This window comes from Streptomyces sp. NPDC059009 (assembly GCF_042740175.1).
In the GTDB taxonomy this organism is placed as follows: Bacteria; Actinomycetota; Actinomycetes; order Streptomycetales; family Streptomycetaceae; genus Streptomyces.
This window is the reverse complement of sequence record NZ_JBHYJB010000015.1, coordinates 128,217-149,592: the sequence shown is the minus strand read 5'-3', so window position 1 is coordinate 149,592 and position 21,376 is coordinate 128,217. Positions and strand designations below refer to the sequence as shown.

At 72.2% G+C, this 21,376-nt stretch carries 15 protein-coding genes; 9 read left to right on the top strand and 6 right to left on the bottom strand.

The genetic code is table 11. The features are described 5' to 3' along the window. Positions 1-25: 25 nt before the first annotated feature. A complete protein-coding gene (locus tag ACFWYM_RS17520; protein WP_384837056.1) occupies positions 26-472 on the bottom strand; it encodes a universal stress protein in 447 nt (148 codons plus the stop codon). A 134-nt stretch (positions 473-606) separates the two neighbouring features. On the opposite strand from ACFWYM_RS17520, the gene ACFWYM_RS17515 reads away from it, so the two are divergent. From ACFWYM_RS17515 to ACFWYM_RS17505, 3 genes are all read left to right on the top strand, one after another. Further along, complete coding sequence (locus ACFWYM_RS17515) at positions 607-1,512, top strand: universal stress protein (protein WP_384837053.1); 906 nt, start codon at positions 607-609, stop codon at positions 1,510-1,512. Between the two features lie 61 nt (positions 1,513-1,573). Further along, positions 1,574-3,793 (top strand): SpoIIE family protein phosphatase, encoded by a 2,220-nt coding sequence (locus tag ACFWYM_RS17510; protein ID WP_384837049.1) that lies wholly within the window; start codon positions 1,574-1,576, stop codon positions 3,791-3,793. Positions 3,794-3,823: 30 nt separating this feature from the next. After that, positions 3,824-4,714, top strand: a complete 891-nt coding sequence (locus tag ACFWYM_RS17505; protein ID WP_384837046.1) for an Fpg/Nei family DNA glycosylase — start codon at positions 3,824-3,826, stop codon at positions 4,712-4,714. An 84-nt stretch (positions 4,715-4,798) separates the two neighbouring features. Here the strand turns inward: ACFWYM_RS17505 and ACFWYM_RS17500 are convergent, their stop codons facing one another. Further along, entirely contained in the window at positions 4,799-5,440 is a 642-nt protein-coding gene (locus ACFWYM_RS17500) for a zf-HC2 domain-containing protein (RefSeq protein ID WP_384837044.1), read from the bottom strand. A 126-nt stretch (positions 5,441-5,566) separates the two neighbouring features. After that, positions 5,567-6,082: a hypothetical protein gene (locus ACFWYM_RS17495; RefSeq protein ID WP_384837041.1), complete on the bottom strand. Its 516-nt coding sequence runs from the start codon at positions 6,080-6,082 to the stop codon at positions 5,567-5,569. 303 nt (positions 6,083-6,385) lie between these two features. Between ACFWYM_RS17495 and ACFWYM_RS17490 the strand changes: the two genes are divergently transcribed. Further along, on the top strand, positions 6,386-7,666 hold the full coding sequence (locus tag ACFWYM_RS17490) for a CapA family protein (protein WP_384837039.1): 1,281 nt from the start codon (positions 6,386-6,388) through the stop codon (positions 7,664-7,666). Positions 7,667-7,991: 325 nt separating this feature from the next. Here ACFWYM_RS17490 and ACFWYM_RS17485 read toward each other — a convergent pair whose 3' ends face one another. Next, positions 7,992-10,910: a glycoside hydrolase domain-containing protein gene (locus tag ACFWYM_RS17485; protein ID WP_384837036.1), complete on the bottom strand. Its 2,919-nt coding sequence runs from the start codon at positions 10,908-10,910 to the stop codon at positions 7,992-7,994. A gap of 99 nt (positions 10,911-11,009) precedes the next feature. On the opposite strand from ACFWYM_RS17485, the gene ACFWYM_RS17480 reads away from it, so the two are divergent. The 4 genes from ACFWYM_RS17480 (at position 11,010) to ACFWYM_RS17465 (ending at position 15,885) form a co-directional block, all read left to right on the top strand. Further along, positions 11,010-12,140, top strand: a complete 1,131-nt coding sequence (locus tag ACFWYM_RS17480) for an ROK family protein (RefSeq protein WP_384837033.1) — start codon at positions 11,010-11,012, stop codon at positions 12,138-12,140. Positions 12,141-12,232: 92 nt separating this feature from the next. After that, complete coding sequence (locus tag ACFWYM_RS17475) at positions 12,233-13,276, top strand: ABC transporter permease (protein ID WP_384837152.1); 1,044 nt, start codon at positions 12,233-12,235, stop codon at positions 13,274-13,276. Beyond that, positions 13,273-14,208, top strand: coding sequence for a carbohydrate ABC transporter permease (locus ACFWYM_RS17470; protein ID WP_384837030.1), 936 nt, complete (start codon positions 13,273-13,275; stop codon positions 14,206-14,208). Before ACFWYM_RS17475 ends, ACFWYM_RS17470 begins: the two co-directional genes overlap by 4 nt. 45 nt (positions 14,209-14,253) lie before the next feature. Further along, on the top strand, positions 14,254-15,885 hold the full coding sequence (locus ACFWYM_RS17465; RefSeq protein WP_384837027.1) for an extracellular solute-binding protein: 1,632 nt from the start codon (positions 14,254-14,256) through the stop codon (positions 15,883-15,885). 11 nt (positions 15,886-15,896) lie between these two features. Here the strand turns inward: ACFWYM_RS17465 and ACFWYM_RS17460 are convergent, their stop codons facing one another. Then, the gene (locus ACFWYM_RS17460) at positions 15,897-17,318 is read right to left on the bottom strand and encodes an amino acid permease (protein ID WP_384837025.1); all 1,422 of its coding nucleotides are present in this window, start codon (positions 17,316-17,318) and stop codon (positions 15,897-15,899) included. Between the two features lie 111 nt (positions 17,319-17,429). After that, a complete protein-coding gene (locus tag ACFWYM_RS17455) occupies positions 17,430-17,891 on the bottom strand; it encodes a universal stress protein (protein ID WP_384837022.1) in 462 nt (153 codons plus the stop codon). A 64-nt stretch (positions 17,892-17,955) separates the two neighbouring features. On the opposite strand from ACFWYM_RS17455, the gene lysX reads away from it, so the two are divergent. Then, positions 17,956-21,297 carry a bifunctional lysylphosphatidylglycerol synthetase/lysine--tRNA ligase LysX gene (gene lysX, locus ACFWYM_RS17450; RefSeq protein ID WP_384837019.1) on the top strand — a complete coding sequence of 1,114 codons (3,342 nt, stop codon included), beginning with the start codon at positions 17,956-17,958 and terminating at the stop codon, positions 21,295-21,297. Positions 21,298-21,376: the final 79 nt, after the last annotated feature.

Sequence of the window (21,376 nt, the reverse complement as noted above, 5' to 3'; positions counted from 1 at the left end):
GAGAGCTGAGGAAGCGTCAGCGGTGTCAGCTCTCCTCGCGCACCACGACCACCGTGCACGCCGCGTACTGCACCACCTGCTGGCTGACCGAGCCGAGCATCGCGCTCTTGAAACCGCCGTAGCCGCGCGTCCCCACCACCAGGAGGGACGCCGACTGCGACTCCTCGACCAGCACATGGGCCGGGTCGCCCTGGACGGCCCGGCCCTTCACGGCGTCGGGCACCGTGCCGCCGGGGAAGGTCTCGGCGAGGGCGGTGGCAAGCTTCTCGCGGGCCGCCTCCTCAGGGGTGACGGGTTCGCCGTCGCGGCCCTTGGCGCCCATGTTGAAGGGGTTCGCGGACCACTCCCAGCTCATGACGGCGTGCACCAGGCCGCCGGCGAGCTCCGCCTGTCCCGCGGCCCAGCGCAGGGCGGCCAGTGAATGGCGCGAGCCGTCGACGCCGACGACAATCAACTGCTTTTCCTTGCTCACCACGTGACTCCTGACTCCTGGTCCGGTGACCTCCGGTCCGGTGACTTCCGGTCCGGGTTCTGTGATTCCGGTGAAACCCTCGCATTGAAGGACAGGAGGGGGCGAACGCAAAGGAGAAATGCCATTCTGAACGTATGGCCGCAAACCCCTCCGACCGCTCGGGCGAGCACCGCCCCGTGGTCGCCGCCGTGGACGGATCGGAACCCAGCCTGAAGGCGCTCGCCTGGGCGACGCGCGCGGCGGGCCGGATCGGCACGGAGCTCGTGGTCGCCCACGTCCGGCCGGGCCACGGCGGAGGCGACGCCGACCCCGTCCTGTCGGCCCTGCCCGGCCGGGGCGCGGCGGACGGCCCGGCCACCCGCCATGTCTCCCTGGAGGGCGACGTCGTCGGCGCGCTGCGCGACCAGGGGGCCCGAGCCCGCCTCCTCGTCCTCGGCTCGCGCGGCCGCGGCGGCTTCGCCAGCCTGCTGCTCGGGTCCACCAGCCGGAAGGTCGCGGGCAGCGCGCCCTGCCCCGTCGTCGTGGTCCCGCACGACGACCGGACGACCGACGCGGGCGCGGGCACCCCGGGCGACCAGGTCGTCCTCGGCCTGCACCCCACCGACACCGCGGACGCCGTCGTGGGCTTCGCCTTCGCCGCGGCGACCGCGCAGCAGCTGCCGCTCCTCGTGATCTCCGCGTACCACGTGCCGCCCTCGCCCGCGCTCCTGATGAACTCCCCGCTCGACGCCGTCGCCCTGGAGACCGTGATGGACGGGAGCGAGGGCGCCGCCGCGGCCGAGGGCCAGACGCGGCAGGCGCAGGCGGAGCGGCTGCGGCCGTTCGCCGAGCGGTACCCGGACGTGGCGGTGACCGCGGCCGCCGCGCCGGCCGACGCCGCGGGGCCGATCGTCGACGCGTCGCGGACCGCCGCCCTCGTGGTCGTCGGCCGCCACCACCGCAGGCTGCCCGACTCCCTGCTGCTCGGCTCCGTGGCGCACGCGACGCTGCACCACGCGCACTGCCCGGTCGCCGTCGTCCCCGCCGCCGGCGACGACTGATCCGTGCCGCCCGGCCCCGCCTCGCCGAGCGATGCGGGCGGGCCGCGTCTAGCGTGGGCGCATGGACCCGGGAACAGGGGCTGGCGACACGGCCGCCGGGAGCGGCGGCCGCGATGAGCCGCAGGCCGAGGGACACGCGTCCGAGGAGCACGCGTCCGGTTCAGTAGACGAACCAGGGACCGTCTCCGGTGCCACCTCAGGGACCGTCTCCGGCGCAGCCTCCGACACCGCCTCCGACACCGCCTCCGGCACCGGCTTCCTGGAGACGTACGGCCCCGCCCTCGCGACCGGCTCCTTCGACTGGGATCTCGACCGCGGCCAGATGGACCTCGACGACACGGCCCTGCGCCTGTTCGACGTGCGCCGCGAGGAGTACAACGGGCGCCCCGAGTCCCTGTCCGGCCGCGTCCCGCCCGTCCAGGCCCACCGGCTCGACGCCCTCGTCTCGCAGGCCCTCAAGGACGGCAGCGCGTCCTACGGCGCGTACTTCCGCATCCGGCGCCGCGACGGGAGCCCCCAGTGGACCCACACCCACGGCTACATCCACCGCGACGAGAACGGCCGCCCGTACCGCATCGTGGGTCTGTTGCGCGACGCCACCCAGGAGCTCGGCGACACCACGGCGCTGCCCGAGCGCGTCGCCCAGGAGGCCGAGCGGTACCGCACCACGAGCCTGGTGCAGAACACCACGGCGGCCCTCGCGCACGCCCGTACCGTCCGGGACGTCATCGACGTCCTGAAGGACACCCACGGGCTCGCCCACCTCGGCGCCTCGAACCTCGTCATGGGGCTCGTCGAGGCGGGCCGGATCCGCCTCGTCGCCGAGGGGCCGGTGGGCAGTTTCGTGCCGGGCACCCGGTTCACCCGGGTCGACGAGCCGTACCCGATGAGCGAGGTCGTGCGCACGATGACGCCGCGCTTCATCGAGTCGGCGCAGGAGTTCGCCGCCGAGTACCCGCTGCTGTGGCCGCACATCGAGCACCTCGGGATCACCTCCGCCGCGTATCTGCCGCTGATCGCGCAGGCCCGGTCCATCGGGGCGCTCGGCCTGCTGTACGAGCGCAAGACCGGCTTCCCCGAGGACGAGCGCAACGTCCTGGTCGCCCTCGGCAGCAGCATCGCGCAGAGCCTGCAGCGCGCCATGTTCTACGAGCAGGAGAGCGATCTCGCGCAGGGGCTCCAGCAAGCCATGCTGCCGCGCACCATCCCCGGCGTGCCGGGCGCCGACATCGCGGTGCGCTACCGCTCCGCCGCCCTCGGCCGGGACATCGGCGGCGACTGGTACGACGTGATCCCGCTGCCCGGCGGCCGGGTCGGCGCCGTCATCGGCGACGTCCAGGGCCACGACACCCACGCGGCCGCCGTCATGGGCCAGCTCCGCATCGTGCTGCGCGCCTACGCCGCCGAGGGCCACACCCCGGCCACCGTGATGGCCCGTGCCTCCGGCTTCCTGCACGAGCTCGACACCGACCGCTTCGCGACCTGCCTGTACGCGGAGGCCGACCTGTCCACGGGCGTCGTGCAGTTCGTCCGGGCGGGCCACGTCGACCCGCTGCTCCAGCTCACCGACGGAAGCTGCCGCCGGGTGCCCGTGGACGGCGGGCTCCCGCTCGGCCTCTCCGCCGAGTTCGGCCGCCTCGAGTACCCGGTCACCACCCTCGAACTCGACGCGGGCCAGACCCTGTTGCTCTACACCGACGGCCTGGTGGAGGAGCCGGGGGCCGACCTCGACGACGGGCTGCAGGCCCTCGCCTCGCTCGCCGCGACGGGGCCGCGCGACCTCCAGCAGCTCGCCGACCGGCTCTGCGCGATCACGGACGGCCGGGGCGGCGACGACGACGCGGCGCTGCTGCTCCTGCGCCGCCGCATGATCGACGCCCCGCAGTCCGGCGGCCGCCTCCAGCAGCACGTCGCGCCGAGCGACCCGGAGGCCCTCGCCGAGGCCCGGCACATGATCCGGGCGGCGGTCCGCGCCTGGGGCGCCCGTGAGCGCTCCGACGAGATCGAGCTCGTCGCCGACGAACTCATCACCAACGCCCTGATGCACACCGACGGCTCCGCGATCGTCACCCTGCGCGTGCTCACCGGCACCGACCGGCGCCTGCGCGTCGAGGTGGAGGACTCCTCCAGCGCCCTGCCGCGCCGCCGCGAGGCGGGGGAGTCCGGGGTGTCCGGACGCGGACTGCTCCTGGTGGACCGGCTCGCGGACGTCTGGGGCGTGGACTCGCGGGGCACCGGCAAGTGCGTGTGGTGCGAGTTCATCGTGCCCGCGCGAGACTGACGCGACGGACCACGACAGACGGGAAGGGTCATGCCGGAACTCCCCGAAGTCGAGGCGCTCAGGGACTTCCTCACCGAGCACCTCGTCGGCCACGAGATCGTCCGGGTGCTGCCCGTCGCGATCAGCGTCCTCAAGACGTACGAGCCCCCGCTCACCGCCCTCGAAGGCCGCACCGTCGAGGGCGTCGCCCGGCACGGCAAGTTCCTCGCGATCGACACGGGCGGCCTCCACCTGGTCACGCACCTGGCCCGCGCGGGCTGGCTGCACTGGAAGGACCGCCTCCCGGACGGCCAACCCCGGCCGGGGAAGGGCCCGTTGGCGCTCCGCGTCGCCCTGGAGACCGGAGCGGGCTTCGACCTGACGGAGGCCGGCACCCAGAAGCGCCTCGCCGTGTACGTCACCGCCGACCCGCGGACCGTCCCCGGCATCGCCCGGCTGGCCCCGACCCTCCCCCAAGGTCTTCAGGACCAGGGGGGACCCCCAGCCCCCGACTTCGACGAGGCGCGCCTCGCGGCCCTCCTGGACGGCGAACGGCGCCAGTTGAAGGGCGCGTTGCGCGACCAGTCCCTCATCGCGGGCATCGGCAACGCCTACAGCGACGAGATCCTCCACGCCGCCCGCATGTCCCCCTTCAAGCTCGCCGCGAGCCTCACCCCGGACGAGACGCACCAGCTGTACGAGGCCCTGCGCGGCACCCTCACCGAGGCGGTGGAGCGCTCGCGCGGGGTCGCGGCGGGGCGGCTCAAGGCGGAGAAGAAGAGCGGTCTGCGCGTGCACGGCCGCACCGGCGAGCCCTGCCCGGTGTGCGGCGACACCGTCCGCGAGGTGTCGTTCGCGGATTCGTCGCTGCAGTACTGCCCGACGTGCCAGACGGGCGGCAAGCCCCTGGCGGACCGCCGCATGTCACGCCTGCTGAAGTGACTGCAGCGACTGCAGCGAATGAAGCGAAGGCAGTGACTGAAGCGGCTGAAGCGGCTGAAGCGGCGGGTCCGGGAGCCGGGCGGCTCAGCCCCGCAGCGTCAGCAGCCGCCGCCCGTCCTCGGTGCGCACCTCGAACCGGCTGATGTCGCGCCGGTGCAGCGCCGCCCCGCCCCGCGTGCTGGACGAGCGGGCGGGGGAGTGCCACGTCGTGACGGTCTCCTCGGAGCCGTCGGCGGCGACCGCGACCAGCTCGCAGATCCGCCCCCGCGCGCCGTCCGTCACGGTGAGCCGCACCTCCGTGCCCCAGGTGCGGTCGCGCGCCGAGAGGGTGGCGGCGACCCCGGTGCGGCCGTCGCGCGCGCTGATCCGCGCCGGGCCCGACCCGGACGGCGTCAGGACGCCCGCCACGGGGCCCGCGAGGGCGAGCGCCACCGCCGCCGCGACCGCGCACAGGCCGCCCCGCCGGGCCCGCTCCCGCCGCTGCCCGCGGGGCGCCCGCACCAGGCGGTCCAGGAGGCCGGGGTCCGGCCTCGCGAACGGTTCGACGCGGTCCGGCGTCACCCGGCCGTACAGCCCCAACAGGTCTGCTGCGGGAGCGAGTTCGTCGATGCGGCGGACGCAGTCGGGGCACTGTGCGAGGTGCTCCTCGAAGCGGAAGGCGTCCGCGGTGCCGAGGACGCCGAGCGCATAGGCGCCGGCGTCACGATGCCGCTCCAGGGACCTCATGGCATTCCTCGCGGATGGGGGGACGAGTGCCCTCCCGTACGCAGTGGACGGCCGAATCACTCATGTCACGCCGCACGAGGTCCTGGTGAGGCCCCGTCAGTTCCCGCTGGTGCCCCGGGTGATCCGTCAGAAGAGGTGGATCGCCAGATGCCCGAGCGGGAGGCCGAGCCGCCAGGCCGGGGTCCACACCTTGGGCCCCTCGTCCTCGCCGGGCACGGCGCCGCCGCCGGGCACCGCGTCCAGGTCGGGAGCGAGCAGCTCGGTCTCCTCCAGCCAGCGCCAGGCGGCGTCGGCGAGGTCGAGGTCCGGGCTCGGGGCGCGCGCCGCGGCGGCGGCCTCGGCGAGCCCGTCCATCCGCTCGCGCACCCACTCGCGCCACGGCTGGTCGTAGGCCGTCAGCGACAGCCAGTTCTCCAGCTGGGTGACCACCCGGATCCCGGACAGCTCGCCCTCGGTGTCGGAGAGGTAGATGGTGAGCGCCAGGGCGTCGCGCCCGGCGCGGTACTCGAAGGACGTGGGCGGCATCAGGTCGCCGGTGCGCAGCAGCTCGTCGGCGATGTACTCGGCGTACAGCCACGCCATCGGCACGCGCAGCTCACCGCCGCTGGAGCCCTCGGTGCTGTCTCTGCTCTCGTGCTGCATCGCGCTCCGCCTTCCTCCTTCTGTCCGTGCGCGTCACCGGCCTCTGGTCCCCGATCCGGAACACGGATAGAGGACAGCCGAGTACTCAACGGCCTTGCGAGCAAGGCGCTTTACTGAGCCTTGACCCGGGCTCCGGTTTCCTCGCAGGTCAGAGTGGTCGTGTTCAACGAGTCACATGGCCCGGAAAGTTGAACCCCTTTTAGGGACCCTTGCGGGGTTGTTCCTTGACTCTCCGTAATCTCCATATGTGGATTCATATCGACGCATTTTCCCGAAGGTCCCCGAATCCACGGAGTCTGCTCGATGACACAGCGCACCCTGCGCGCCCCGAGCGCGCGGCGCACGACGGCCGTCCTGGTGGCCGCCCTGATCGGCGCCACCGCCGCCTGCACGGCACAGCAGCCGCCGTCCGGCGGCACGGCGGACGGAGCGAAGAAGCCCGCCCCGAACGCACCGAATGCCCCGCACGCCCCACACGCACCGCACGGCAAGGCGCGGCACGGCGCCGAGCCCGCACCCTCCGCCCTGGGCGGCGCGGCCGCCCCGCGCGGCTTCACCCTCGTCGCCTCCGGCGACGTCCTGCCGCACGCCTCGATCATCCGCCAGGCTCTCGCCGACGGCGGCGGCGACGACTACGACTTCGCGCCGATGCTCGCGGGCGCCAAGTCGGTCGTGTCCAAGGCCGACCTGGCGATCTGTCACATGGAGACGGTGTACGGCGAGAACGGCGACTACACCGGCTACCCCACCTTCAAGTCCCCGCCGCAGGTGGCCCGCGCTCTCAAGGCCACCGGCTACGACTCCTGCTCGGCCGCCTCCAACCACACCCTGGACGACGGCTCGGCCGGGGTCCGCCGCACCCTGTCCGCCCTCGACAAGGCGGGCGTCAAGCACGCGGGTTCGGGCCGTACGGCCGCCGAGGCCAAGTCCCCGGCCTGGCTGCGCGCGGGCGGCGCGAAGGTCGCGCAGCTGTCGTACACGTACGGCACGAACGGCATCCCGCAGCCGCAGGGCAAGCCCTGGACGGTCAACGTCATCGACCGCGCCCGGATCGTCGCGGACGCCCGCGCCGCCCGGAAGGCGGGCGCCGACGTGGTCGTGGTCTCCCTGCACTGGGGCACCGAGTGGCAGGACGCGCCGGACGCCCAGCAGCTGCGCCTCGGCAAGCAGCTCACGTCCTCCCGCACGGGCGGCCGCCCGGACGTAGACCTGATCCTCGGCACGCACGCGCACGTCCCGCAGGCGTACGAGAAGGTCGGCGGCAAGGACGGCACCTGGGTCATCTACGGCATGGGCGACCAGATCGCCGGCGACATGATCAACCACGAGGACGCCCACGACCCGCGCGGCAACCAGGGCTCGATCGGCCGCTTCACCTTCGTGCCGCCCGCCAAGCCGGGCGGGCGCTGGGAGGTCAAGAAGGCGGAGTTCATCCCCATGTGGTTCGACACCGACGCGGGCCGCGTCGTGAACCTCAACCGCGCGGTGGCGCGCGGCGCGGAGGTGAGCGAGGTCCGCGACCGCATCCGCCGCATCGTGCTGAGTCGCGGCGCTGGCAAGAGCGGCCTGACGATGGGCCAGTAGCAGCCGGAGAAGGCCGAGTTCCCCGGGCCCCGCAGGGGGCGCGGGGAACGGCGCGAGCAACCACAAGGCACCCGCAGCCGACGAACGTACCGTTCAGGGGCGCGGGGAACGGCGCGAGCAACCACAAGGCACCCGCAGCCGACAAACGCACCACTTCAGGGGCGCGGGGAACGGCGCGAGCAACCACAACGCACCCGCAGCCGACAAACGCACCACTTCAGGGGCGCGGGGAACTGCGCGAAACACCACGACGCACCCGCACCAACACCGCACCCGCACCCGCACCCTCACCCGCCCCCGCCCCGACAACCGCCCCCGCCACCCCCTACTCGCCGGGCTCGCAGAGCCGAAGCAGCCACCCACGGCCGGGCCGCACCCGCACCCCCGCCCCCGCGGCAAAGCTCCGCTCCGGCTGGAAGCCCTCGATCGCGGGCGCGTGGGCCGCGACCGGGCCCGACCCCGTGGTGAGCACGACCTCGGTCTCCTCGGCCGCCCAGGACGCGAGCGCCACAGCCGTCCCGCCGGGCCCCCGCCACGTCGTCGCGAGGACGTCCTCGCGCCCCGTGCGCACGGGCGCGTCCGGCGCCCACCAGCCGGTCATCTCGGCCTCGGGAAGCCGGAGTTGGTCGAAGGCCCGCCACAGCGGCCGGACGTCCGTCATCGGCGCCCGCGCCGTCATCCCGAACACCAGGCCCCGCCACGGATTGCCGCCGCCCTCCAGCATCTCGCCCATCACGCCGAACGGGATGCCGGAGAGCTCGATCAGCCAGTACGCCGGGTCGGAGCCCTCGTAGTCGAAGAGCTCCCCGAGCCAGAGCCGGTCGGTGTAGGGGAGAAGCTCCGCGTACAGGTTCGCGCTGGAGGCGAAGCCGTCGGGCGCCCGGTACTGGTTGCAGGAGTGCAGGTCGACCAGCGGCGCCCCGCGCCCGTTCCCGGAGCGCTCCAGGGCCTTGCGGACCCGCTTCATCGTCGTCCGGTCGTACGCCACGTCGTCGAGGTAGAGCCCGTCCACGCCGAGGACCCGCCGCAGCCGCTCCACGCCGCACACATAGGAGTTGTGCCAGCGGGACTCCCCACCGGTCACCACCGCGACGTCCCCGACGTCCGTCGCCACCCAGCCCGGCACGTAGTCGGCGCCCAGGTGCTCGCGCAGCCAGGCATGCCCGCCGCCGGGACCCGGCGCGAAGACCTCGTCGCCGAGCGCGGCCAGAGCAGGCAACTCCGGTGTGTTGCGGGTCAGTTCACGGACCGTGTCGTAGACCTTCACGCGGATGCCGAGCTGGTGCGCCGCGTCCGTGTACGAGCGCAGCGCGTCGGCGCGCAGCAGCGGGTCGTTGATGTACGGGTTCGGCGGCGTCGCGTGGTGGAGGTTCACGACGTTCGCGCCGTACGCCGCGATCTCCTCGGGCGCCGCGTAGGCGTGGAAGTAGCGCTCGGCGAGCTGCCGCCCCGGCTCGATGGGCTTGAACGGCGTGAGCAGCAGCCGGAATTCGAAGCGGCGGCTCTCGCCCGCCCGCAGCCGCAGCGGCCCGCTGTACGCGGTCAGCTCCCGCACCCCGCCCGCCGTGCGCAGGTGCACCCCGCCGTCCCCGTCGCCCGCCCAGGAGCGCGGGGTCACGAGGGGCTTCTCGCGGTAGTAGTTGGTGTTGAGGGGCCGGGTGTAGTGCTCGTCGCGCAGGCTCAGCTGGAGCCCGGCGGCCGGGTCGCCGAGCCAGAAGGCGTCCTGGTTGCGGGTGGGGGTGTCCCAGGTCCAGTCGTACGTGTCCGGGCAGGCCCGGCCGGTCAGGCCGAGCCCCATCGCGTACCGGGCGACCTCCTCGCGCACCGGCACGGTCAGGGTCACGTCGAGCTCGGTGTCGGCGGTGGCCTCGACGGTGGCGCGCACGACGAGGAACCCGTCGGCCTCCAACTCGCCCTCGGTGCGCAGGAGTACGTCCCTGCCGGTGGCCGTCGTCGTCCAGCGCGCCCGGGCCGGGCCCGGCCGGTCGAGGACGGGCTCCGCGTGGTCGAGGGGGCGGCCGAGGCCGAGGGCGACGGGGGCGGCGAGGAGGTCGCGGGCGGGGCCTTCGGCGCGGGTGACGGACGGGGTGAAGGCCGAGGTGATGCGGTGCGGGAGCCCGTCGGGGCCGAGCTCCACGGTGCGCCCGAGCAGACCGAGACGCCGCCCGTCCCGCCCCTCGACCCGGATCGGCTCGTAGGGCGCGACCACCTCGTCGTCGTGACCGTACGCCGAGTCGAGCCAGCGCAGGCGCGCGAGGCGCTCCGGGGACCCGGCGCCGTGGTCGGCGACGGCGGTGCGCGTGACGGTCAGGCGCAGCGGCAGGACGCGCTCCCCGGCGCCCTCCGCGCGCACGGCGACCTCCCCCTCGTACAGGCCGGGGCGGGCGCCCTCGGGGACGTCCACGCCGAGCCAGAGGGCGGTCACGCCGTCCTCGGGGACATCCACCCGGCGGGTGAAGGAGCGGCCGCGCGCGTCCACGCCGCCGGTGCTGAGGCAGCGGACGGGGAAGGGCAGCCCGCGCGCCTCCACCTGCACGTCCGCGAGCCCGCGCAGGGCGTGCACGCCGACCTGGAAGGCGAAGAACTCGCCGCGCTCCGCCGTCCCGGAGAAGGCGGTGAACGGGGTGGCGCGGGCCCAGCGGGCGGGCAGCGCGCGGTAGCGGCCGAGCGGGTGTGCCCGGTCCGCGCCGAACAGCAGGAACTCCTCGCCCGCGTACGCCTGGTGGAGCTTCTCGCGCTCGGCGGCCGTCGCCGCGAAGCCGAGCGGCGCGAAGGAGTCGACCGCGCTCACCGCCTCGTAGCGGAACGCCTCCGCGCGGGGCAGATCCGCCCAGCTGTCGGGGCGGTGCACCCCGCAGCGGTGGACCCAGCCGGGGTCGGCGGTGCGGGTCGGGGGCCGGTAGGCGGCCTGCGGGTAGTGCGGCTTGCCGGTGTGCGCGTACGGCAGGTAGTGCACCGCGTAGGCGCCGGGGCCCTCGGTCGGCTCGAAGGCGACGCGGCCGCGCTCGGCCGTCGCCTCGAAGGTCACCGTGTTGTGCACGCGATGGCCCGACGGCGCGAGGACGAGCACGTCGACGGCGCCGGCGGCCAGATCGGGCTCGCCGTCCTGGCGCCGCCAGGGGATGTCGGCCGCGACCGCGGTGGCCGCCGCGGTGACCTCCACGAGGATGCGATGGTTGCCGTAGACGTCCTGGTCCCAGATGCCGAAGCCGCACTCCAGCTCGGGATGGCCCTGCTCACCCATCGTCGCGGTACCCCCAAGGGCGCTGTTTATTAGGTAAGTTGCTCAATCGCTCCGGGGCCACCCTGTGAGCAATTGATCATGCTGTCAAGGGGGGACGCCTTGGATCTCTCGAATCGGACCACGAGCGGCGATCCGTCGCTGCTGCGCCGCCTCAACGCCGCGGCCGCGCTGCGCGTGCTGCGCGAGCGCGACGAGATCACGGTGCCCGAACTGGCCGCGCTCATCGGGGTCTCCCGGCCCACCGCCCAGGACCTCACGGCCCAACTCCTGCGCGAGGGCCGCCTGGTCGAGCTGGCCCCGGGCAGCGGCAGCGTCGGCAGGCCCGCCCGCAGGTTCCGCTTCCGCGCGGAGGCGGGCCACGTCCTCGGCGTCGATATCGGCGCCCACAAGGTCCTGGTGCACCTCGCCGACCTGCTCGGCCGCACGGTGGCCGCCGAGCGCGTCGCCGTCACCCCGGACCTGCCCGCCGACCGGCGCCTGGACGCGGTGCGCCGGGCCCTCGCGGGCTGCCTCGCCCACCCCAGGGCGGCGGGCGTGCGGCCGCTGGCCACCGGCGTCGGCACCAGCGGCATGGTCGACACCCAGGGGCGCGTGGCGGTCAGCGACTCGCTGCCCGAGTGGACCGGCATCGACCTGGCCGCCGAGCTCGCCGACGCCACGACGGGACCCGTACTCGTCGGCAACGACATCCAGTTGGCGACGCTCGCCGAGTGCACCCTCGGCGTCAGCGTCGGCACCCGGGACTGCCTCTACCTGTACGTCGGCAACCGGCTCGGCGTCGGCGTGTGGATCCACGGCGAGCTGCACCGAGGGCACCACGGGGCGGCGGGCGAGATGGTCGCGGGTGACGGCTGGCCGCGGTCGTACGAGCGGCTGTTGGACTGGTTCGCCGGGCACCGCGGCGACGGCGAGCCCACCCGCGAGAACGCCGCCCGCGCGGTCGTGACCGCCGCGGCCCGCGGCGACGGCGGCGCCCGCTACACGCTGCGCGCCTTCGCCGAGTGCCTCGCCGACAGCCTGGCCCGGCACGTCGCGCTCCTGGATCCGCAGGCCGTGGTCCTCGGCGGCGGCATCTCGCGCGCGGGAGCCCTGCTCAGCGAGCCGTTCGCCGCCCGGCTCGGCACGCTCTGCCTCTCACCACCGGTGGTGCAAACCTCCGTACTCGGCGAGGAATCGACCGCAATCGGGGCAGCACGGCTCGCACTGGACCACATCGAGAACCTCGTCTGACCCGGCTGCGCGGCTCGCGTCCTGGTCCGCCGCGAAAAGTCCAACTCCTCACCGTGGGCAGATGGTTGACGGGCGCCGGTGTCCCTCCCATGATGTGGCTCACTTTAGGCAAGTTGGCTTCCAAATTCCTTCGCGGAGTACGTGTGACCACCCCTGTAACGCAACGCGGGCCCCGGGCCGCCGCGTCGCCTCCGGTGTCCAAGTCCGAGCGTCCGCCTGCCCGCCGACGGCCCCCGCTCCGCGTCCGGCTGCGGAACAACTGGGTGATGTTCGCCCTCATGGCCCCCGGCGTGCTGTTCTTCGCGGTCTTCTTCTACGTCCCGATGCTGGGCAACATCGTCGCCTTCCAGGACTACCAGCCCTTCATCGGCTTCAAGGAGAGCCCGCTGGTCGGCCTCGCCAACTTCCAGGAGCTCTTCGCCGACCCGGCGTTCTGGGAGTCGGTGCGCAACACCCTGGCCTTCGCCGCGCTCCAGCTGATCTTCTTCTTCCCGGCCCCGCTGGCCCTGGCCCTCCTCATCAACAGCCTGGTCAGCACCCGCGTGAAGCGGTTCATCCAGAGCGTCGTCTACCTCCCGCACTTCATCTCCTGGGTTCTCGTCGTCGCCCTCTTCCAGCAAGTCCTCGGCGGCGCGGGCCTGTTGAGCAACTTCCTGCGCGACCACGGCATGTCGGCCCTGGACGTGATGACCGACCCCTCCACCTTCCCGCTCCTCATCACCGGCCAGGTGATCTGGAAGGACATCGGCTGGGGCATGATCATTTACCTGGCGGCCCTCGCGAGCGTCGACCAGAGCCTGTACGAGTCCGCGGCCGTGGACGGCGCGGGCCGCTGGCGCCGCATGTGGCACGTGACCCTGCCCGCCGTGCGCGGCGTCACGATCATGCTCCTGGTGCTGCGCCTCGGCGACGTCCTCTCCGTCGGCTTCGAGCAGTTCCTGCTGCAGCGCGACGCGGTCGGCGCCCGCGCCGCCGAGGTCCTGGACACCTACGTCTACTACCACGGCGTCGTCTACGGCGACTGGGGCGTCGGCGCGGCCGCCGGCCTGGTCAAGGGCGTCGTCGGGGCCTTGATGATCTGGGGCGCCAACAAGGTCGCCCACGCCTTCGGAGAGCACGGGGTGTACAGCAAATGAGCGCTTTCGGATTCCCCCTGCGCACCAAGGGGACTCAGGGTGGCCGAGACGAGCGGCGCCCCGCCTGGGAAGAGCCCCCGACCCGGATCGGCAGCGCGGCCAAGGCAGTTGTCCTCACCGTCCTGGTCGCCGTGATGGTCCTGCCGTTCCTCACGGTCCTCTCCACCAGCCTCGCATCCCGCAAGGAGATCACCGAGGCGGGCGGCTTCGTGCTCTTCCCCACGGACCCGACCCTGGACGCCTACCGCACGATCCTCTCCGGGGGCATCGTCAGCCGGGCGGTCATGGTCAGCGTCGGCATCACGGTCGTCGGCACGGCGCTCTCCCTCCTCACCACGATCGCCCTGGCCTACGCCCTCAGCAAGCGCGGCGTCCCCGGCAGCAAACCGGTCCTGCTCCTGGTCCTGTTCACGCTGCTGTTCGCGCCCGGCATGGTCCCGATGTACGTGGTCGTCAAGGAGCTCGGACTCCTCGACTCCTACTGGTCGTTGATCCTCCCGGTGCTCATCAACGCCTTCAACCTGGTGGTCCTGCGCGCCTTCTTCATGAACATCCCCGAGGAGCTCTACCAGGCCGCCCGCATCGACGGCGCGGGGGACTGGCGGATCCTCACCCGCATCGTGCTCCCGCTCTCCAAGGGCGTCATCGCCGTCGTCGGCCTCTTCTACGCGGTGACGTACTGGAACGCCTTCTTCAACGCGATGCTCTACCTCAACGACTCCGGCAAGTGGCCCGTCCAACTGGTGCTGCGCACCTATGTGGTGCAGGGCAAGTCCATATCCGGCGACCAGCTGGGTGTGGCCCACATGCCGCCGCAGCAGTCGATCTCCATGGCCGTGGTGATGCTCGCGCTCATCCCGATCCTGCTGCTCTTCCCGTTCCTGCAGAAGTACTTCACCAAGGGCGTGCTCACGGGCGCCATCAAGGGCTGAACTCCTTTCCCCCCTCACCCAGTTGCGGAGAATCCCATGCCAGGCATGTCCCGACGCTCCTTCCTCAGCGTGTCCACCGCGGTCGCGGCGGGCGCGGCCACCGCGTCGCTCACGGGGTGCGGCTCGTCGGCCAAGCGCCAGAGCGAGGCCGCCTCGTCGAAGGTGAAGCTGCCGACGTACATCCCCTTCACCAGGATCCAGCCCGATCTGCCGTCCAACGCCAAGGGCCTGTCGGCGGGCTTCCTGAAGTATCCCGAGAAGCTGGTGCGCGGCGTCCCGAAGACCCCCGGCGACGGCTCCGCGGTCTCGGTCCTCACCGAGATCTGGGTGCAGCCGCCGCTGCCCAAGTCCCGCAACGACCACTGGAAGCGGCTCAACAAGGAGACCGGCTTCGACATCACCGCGATCCTCGGCACCGACCCGGGTTACGAGGAGAAGTTCCCGGCGATCGTCGCGGGCGGCGACCTGCCCGACCTGATGTGGATACCGCCGAACCAGGGCCTCCAGCACATCGCCGAGCTCCTGGAGGCCAAGTGCGCGAACATCACGGAGTACGTCTCCGGTGACGCCGTCAAGGACTATCCGAACCTCGCCGCGATGACCCCGGCGCACTGGAAGACCGCGGTCGTCAACGGCAAGATCTGGGGCGTCCCCAGCCCCTACCCGGCGTTCGGGCAGGTCTACGGCGGCAACCCGAAGGTCTGGGAGAAGGCCGACGGCCTCTCCGCGACCAGCCCCGACGAGTTCCTGTCCAAGTGCAAGGAGGTCACAGGCGGCAAGGTGTGGGCCCTTGAGCCGATCTATGTGAACGCCGCCAGTGTCCTGAGCCAGTGCTTCGGCGCCCCCAACAAGTGGCGCCTGAACAAGGACGGTTCGCTGACGTTCTGGCAGGAGACCGACGAGTACACCGAGGCCCTGAACTTCGTCATGAAGATGAAGAAGGCGGGCGTCTTCTACCCCGGCGACCCGAAGATGGCCGACGCGTACATCAAGATGGCGCAGGGCTCCATCGGCGCCTGCGTCTACTCCAGCCCCTACGACGCCCGCGTGAAGACCCGCACCAACGACCCGGAGATGGGCGCCGAGGTACTCATCCCGTTCGCGGCGGGCGGCGCGGAGCCGCTGCACCACATGCACCTCGGCACGATCGGCTACACCGCGATCAAGAAGGGGGACGAGAAGCGCGTCCGCATGCTCCTCGAACTCCTCAACTACCTGGCCTCGCCCTTCGGCACCAAGGAACGCGAGTTCCTCGAATTCGGCACCGAGGGCCAGGACTTCACCTACGACGACCAGGGGTTCCCGGAGCGCACCAAGCAGGGCAAGCAGCAGGTCGAAGGGCTCGACAGCGGCCTGCGCACCGCCACCACCTCGCCCTTCGCGATCCTGGCGTCGTCGTTCCCCGGCACGAAGAGCGTCGACGACGTCCGCACCGTCTACGGCATGGAGAAGAAGCTCACCGAGACCGGCATCAGGAACCCCACGGTCGGCCACTACTCGGACGGCTACACCGAGCACTACGGCCGGATGTCGCAGGAGGCGGGAGACCTCGTCAACGACATCGTCAGCGGCCGCAAGAAGATCAGTGAGTGGAAGCCGTTCTGGTCGGAGTGGCGGAACAAGGGCCTGGAGCAGATGGCCCGCGAGTTCCAGGAGTCGATCGAGAAGACGGCGTAAGGCCAGGCGGCCTAGGCCGACGTGGTGTCCGCCTTCGCCAGCTCCGACTTCCGGTACGAGTACCCGAAGTACACCCCGAGCCCGATCACGAACCACACGGCGAACCGCACCCAGGTCTGCCACTCCAGGAACGTGATGAGCCAGATGGAGAAGACGACCCCGATCGCGGGCACCACCGGCATGCCGGGGCAGCGGAACGTGCGCGGCAGCTCCGGCTGCCGGTAGCGCAGCACGATCACCGCGACGCACACCACCACGAAGGCCAACAGGATCCCGATGTTGGTGAGTTCGGCCGCCTCGCCGATCGGCAGGAACCCGGCGATGGCGGCCGACGCGACCCCGACGATCCAGGTCACGCGCGTCGGCACATGCCGCGTCTCGTGGGTCTTCGCGAACCACTTGGGCAGCAGCCCGTCGCGCGACATGGAGAACCACACGCGCGTGCAGCCGAGCATGAAGGTGAACATCACGGTGAGGATGCCGATGATGGCGCCGACCGCGATGACGTCCGCGAGCCCGCCGAGGCCGACCGACTTGAAGGCGGTGGAGAACCCGCTCTCCGGGTCGACGTCCTTGTAGCTCTGCATGCCGGTGAGGACGAGACAGGCGAGCACGTACAGCACCATGGAGATCGCCAGCGAATACAGAATCGCCTTCGGCATGTGGCGCTGGGCGTCCTTGGACTCCTCGGCGGCCGTCGACATGGCGTCATAGCCGAACACCGCGAAGAAGACCGTCGCCGCCCCCGTGAACGCGCCGCTCACCCCGAACGGGAAGAAGGGCTTGTAGTTCCCGCTGTCGATGTGGAAGAAGCCGACCGCGATCACGATCAGCACCACGATGACCTTCAGGACGACGACGATCATCTCGAAGCGCGCCGCGTTCTTGATGCCGAGCGTCAGCAGATACGCGATGAGCAGGCACAGCACCGCCGCGAAGAGGTCGACCTTGTGCCCGTCGCCCGTGCCCGGCGCCCCCATCATCCACTTCGGCAGCTCGGCGCCCATCTCCTCGACGAGGAAGCCGAAGTAGCCGGAGATGCCGATCGCGACGACCGCCACGATCGCCGTGTACTCCAGGAGCAGGTCCCAGCCGATGAACCAGCCCGTGAGCTCGCCGAGCACCGCGTACCCGTAGGTGTAGGCGGAGCCGGCCTTCGGGATCATGCCCGCGAACTCGGCGTACGAGAACGCGGCCGCGGCGCTCGCGACGCCCGCGATCAGGAAGGAGATGAGGACCGCGGGCCCCGCCGTCTTGTTCGCCACGGCACCGGCGAGGCTGAAGATCCCCGCGCCGATGATGCCGCCCACCCCGATCGCGGTGAGCTGCCACAGTCCGAGCGTGCGGGTCAGCGCACCGCCCGACTCCGTCTCCTCGATCTGTTCGATGGGCTTGCGGCGCAGTACGCCCTGCCCCATCTTGAGTCCGGCCATGAGCTCACCTCGGCTTACGTGGGGGCGGCTGACGGCGGATCATGATGGCCCAGGGGCGCCCGTCACGGAAGACGGCACGCCCCTTGCACTTACGGAACCACGGTGACGGGCCTACGGAACCACGGTGACGGGCCAGCGCCCCGCCTTCACCAGCCGCACCGCGACCGAGCCGACGATCCGGTGCCCCGCCTGCTCGGAGGCGCCGACCACCACGGCGTCCGCCGTCAGGTCGTCCGCCGCGCTCACCAGGCCGTTGTAGGGGTCCCCACGGAACGTGTGGAACTCCCAGCGCACATCGAATATCCCCTTCACGCGCTCGGTCGCCGAGCGGATCTCGGCGATCAGCCCCTCGGCGATCTCATCGGTGGTCTCGGCGACCGGGGCGCCGAGCGCCGCGCCCGCAGCCATCACCGGCTGGACATAGACGACGGCGAGCAGCGCCCGCTGCCGCCGGGCCAGGCCCCCGGCATATGCCGCAGCGCGCAGGGAGGAGTCCGAGCCGTCGACGCCGACGACAATCACCTTGGGCCCGTCGGTGCCGCGTTCGAACTGGTGGGAAGGGTCATCCGTCACGGGGAGAGGCTATCGAACCGCTCTCGACGGGCGGCGCGGGCCAGGTCTTCTTAGAGTCGTCACCATGAGTGCCAGCGTGGAAGAGCCATCAGCCGCGCCGCCCGGGAAAGGAGCGCCGAAGGACGACCCGGGCACCGGAAAGGCCGAGGGCCCGGCCGCCCCCGGCCGGGGGCACGGCCCGCTGAGCCGCGTCCCCGAGGGCTTCGCCGCCTTCTTCGGCACCCTCGGCCTGTTCTGCGCGATCCTCGCCGTCATCCCGCCGCTGCGCCGCCTGCTGCGCCCCGTCGTCGACGCGCTCGAACTGGTCACGGTGCCGGTCAGCGCCAACCTCGCGTACGCGGTGTTCCTCTTCCTGCTCGCCGCCGCCACCGCGTCCCGCAAGAAGGTCGCCTGGTGGCTGGTGGTCTGGTACACCTGCCTGCTGATCCTCTTCGACGTCCTCGGCATCTTCCTGGGCTACTGGTGGGACTCGGTGCCCTCCCTGGTCGTCGCCGCGGGCGCCCTCACCCTGCTGATCCTGGCCCGCAAGGAGTTCTACGCCGACACCCGGCGCGGCGCCGTCCTGCGCGGCCTCGGCGTGCTCGCCGCGAGCCTCGGCGTGGCGATCCTCGCCGGCTGGGGCCTCGTGGAGCTGTTCCCCGGCACGCTGCCGCGCGGCGAACGCCTCCTGTGGGCCGCCAACCGCGTCCTCGGCGGACTCCTGCACGGCCGCGACTACTTCGACGGCAGCCCGCCCCGCCCCCTGTACTTCTGGCTCGGCGTCTTCGGCGCGCTCGCCCTCCTCAACGCCGTCGCCACCCTCTTCCGCTCCCAGCGCATGGAAGCCGCCCTGCACGGCGACGAGGAACCCCGCATCCGCGCCCTCCTCAACGTCTACGGGGCCCAGGACTCCCTCGGCTACTTCGCCACCCGGCGCGACAAGGCCGTCGTCTTCTCGCCCAGCGGCAAGGCCGCCGTCACCTACCGCGTCGAGGCCGGGGTCTGCCTGGCCAGCGGCGACCCCGTCGGCGACCGCGAGGCATGGCCGCACGCCATCGGCGCCTGGCTCGACGTGGCCCGCCGCTACGCGTGGGCGCCCGCCGTGATGGGCGCCTCCGAGGACGGCGCCACCGCCTTCGCACGCGCCGGGCTCGGCGCGCTCCAGCTCGGCGACGAGGCGATCCTGCACGTCGCGGACTTCGACCTCGACGGCCGCGACATGCGCGTCACCCGCCAGGCCGTCAACCGCGTCCAGCGCAGCGGCGCCACCGCCCGCATCCGCCGCCACTCCACCCTCACCGACGAGGAGATGGAGGAGATCATCGACAAGGCGGACGCCTGGCGGGACACCGAGACCGAGCGCGGCTTCTCCATGGCCCTGGACCGGCTCGGCGACCCGGAGGACGGCGACTGCCTCCTCGTCGAGGCCCTCGACGCCGACGGCAAGCTCCTCGCGCTGCTCTCCCTCGTCCCCTGGGGCAAGGACGGCATCTCCCTCGACCTGATGCGCCGCGACCGCACCGCGCCCAACGGCGTGATGGAGTTCATGGTCAGCGAACTGTGCGCGGGGGCGGGCAAGTTCGGGGTGCGCCGCATCTCCCTGAACTTCGCCGTGTTCCGCTCCGTCTTCGAAGAAGGCGCCCGCATCGGAGCGGGCCCCATCCTGCGCCTGTGGCGCAAGCTGCTCCTGTTCTTCTCCAAGTGGTGGCAGCTCGAAGCCCTCTACCGCTCCAACGCCAAGTACCACCCCGAGTGGTACCCGCGCTTCATCTGCTACGGCGACAGCGGCTCCCTCGCCCGCATCAGCCTGGCCTCGGGCATCGCCGAGGGCTTCGTGTCCGTGCCGTCCCTGCGCACCCTGTGGGGCAAGGGCCACCGCACCAGGGGCGTCACCCAGCCCGCCACCACCGAGGGCCTCCCCTCCCTCGCGGCCCTCGGCCTCACCGGCCAGGGCGAGGACGCCGACCAGGACGCCGCCTCCCGCCTCCCCGACCAGGTCCGCATCCGCCACCGCAAGCTCGACCGGCTGCGCTCCGACGGCGTCGACCCCTACCCGGTGGGCCTCGCCCCGCGCACCCACCCCCTCGCCGACCTGACCCCCGCCCTGACGGGGGAGCAGGTCACGGTCGCGGGCCGCGTCATGCTCGTACGCGACTTCGGCGGCGTCGTCTTCGCGGTCCTGCGCGACTGGTCCGGCGACCGCCAACTCGCCCTCACCCGCGACCGGTCGGGCGCCGACACCCTCGACCGCTTCACCGCGGACACCGACATCGGCGACCACATCACCGCCACCGGCACCGTCGGCACCAGCGACAAGGGCGAGCTCACCGTCTTCGTCACCGACTGGCGGCTCACCGGCAAGTGCCTGCGCCCGCTGCCCGACAAGCGCCGCGGCCTCGCCGACCCCGAGGCCAAGGTCCGCCGCCGCTACCTCGACCTGGTCGCGAGCCCCGAGGCCCGCGACGTCGTCCGGGCCCGCTCCACCGCCGTCCAGGCGCTGCGCCAGGGCCTCCTGGACCGCGGCTACCTCGAGGTCGAGACCCCGATGCTCCAGCAGATCCACGGCGGCGCCAACGCCCGCCCCTTCACCACCCACATCAACGCCTACGACCTCGACCTCTACCTCCGCATCGCCCCCGAGCTCTACCTCAAGCGGCTCTGCGTCGGCGGCATGGAGAAGGTCTTCGAGATGGGCCGTACCTTCCGCAACGAGGGCGTGAGCTACAAGCACAACCCCGAGTTCACGATGCTGGAGGCGTACCAGGCGTTCGCCGACTACGACGTGATGCTCGACCTCACCCGCGAACTCATCCAGGGCGCCGCCACCGCCGCCTTCGGCAGACCGGTGGCGTACAAGGACGGCGTCGAGCACGACATCTCCGGGCCCTGGCCGGTCAAGACGGTCTACGGCGCGATCTCCGAGGCACTCGGCGAGGAGATCGACGCCGACACCCCGCTGCCCGCCCTGCACCGCCTCTGCGACCGCGCCGACGTCCCGTACACCCCGGACGACGGCCGCGGCGACGTCGTCCTGGAGATGTACGAGCGCCTCGTCGAGGAGAAGACCAAGCTCCCCACCTTCTACAAGGACTTCCCCACCGACGTCTCCCCGCTCACCCGCCAGCACCGCGAGGACCCGCGCCTGGCCGAGCGCTGGGACCTCGTCGCCTTCGGCACCGAACTCGGCACCGCCTACAGCGAGTTGACCGACCCCGTCGAGCAGCGCCGCCGCCTCACCGCCCAGTCGCTGCTCGCCGCCGGGGGAGACCCCGAGGCCATGGAGCTCGACGAGGACTTCCTCGACGCCCTGGAGTACGCCATGCCGCCCACCGGCGGCCTCGGCATCGGCGTCGACCGGCTCGTCATGTTCCTCACCGGCCTGACGATCCGCGAGACCCTCCCCTTCCCCCTCGTCCGCCGCCGCTGACCGCGCTCTTCTCCCTTCCTGGCTGGTCCCATCGGGTGCTTTCGCGGGCGCCCCCGGTGTTGGTGTTTCCGCGCGGGGC

Bases quoted from the DNA above. Each gene is read 5' to 3' on its own strand.
- ACFWYM_RS17515 (WP_384837053.1), top strand. From the start codon at position 607: ATGGCCGCAAACCCCTCCGACCGCTCGGGCGAGCACCGCCCCGTGGTC.
- ACFWYM_RS17510 (WP_384837049.1), top strand. From the start codon at position 1,574: ATGGACCCGGGAACAGGGGCTGGCGACACGGCCGCCGGGAGCGGCGGC.
- ACFWYM_RS17505 (WP_384837046.1), top strand. From the start codon at position 3,824: ATGCCGGAACTCCCCGAAGTCGAGGCGCTCAGGGACTTCCTCACCGAG.
- ACFWYM_RS17500 (WP_384837044.1), bottom strand. From the start codon at position 5,440: ATGAGGTCCCTGGAGCGGCATCGTGACGCCGGCGCCTATGCGCTCGGC.
- ACFWYM_RS17495 (WP_384837041.1), bottom strand. From the start codon at position 6,082: ATGCAGCACGAGAGCAGAGACAGCACCGAGGGCTCCAGCGGCGGTGAG.
- ACFWYM_RS17490 (WP_384837039.1), top strand. From the start codon at position 6,386: ATGACACAGCGCACCCTGCGCGCCCCGAGCGCGCGGCGCACGACGGCC.
- ACFWYM_RS17485 (WP_384837036.1), bottom strand. From the start codon at position 10,910: ATGGGTGAGCAGGGCCATCCCGAGCTGGAGTGCGGCTTCGGCATCTGG.
- ACFWYM_RS17475 (WP_384837152.1), top strand. From the start codon at position 12,233: ATGTGGCTCACTTTAGGCAAGTTGGCTTCCAAATTCCTTCGCGGAGTA.
- ACFWYM_RS17470 (WP_384837030.1), top strand. From the start codon at position 13,273: ATGAGCGCTTTCGGATTCCCCCTGCGCACCAAGGGGACTCAGGGTGGC.
- ACFWYM_RS17465 (WP_384837027.1), top strand. From the start codon at position 14,254: ATGTCCCGACGCTCCTTCCTCAGCGTGTCCACCGCGGTCGCGGCGGGC.
- ACFWYM_RS17460 (WP_384837025.1), bottom strand. From the start codon at position 17,318: ATGGCCGGACTCAAGATGGGGCAGGGCGTACTGCGCCGCAAGCCCATC.
- lysX (WP_384837019.1), top strand. From the start codon at position 17,956: ATGAGTGCCAGCGTGGAAGAGCCATCAGCCGCGCCGCCCGGGAAAGGA.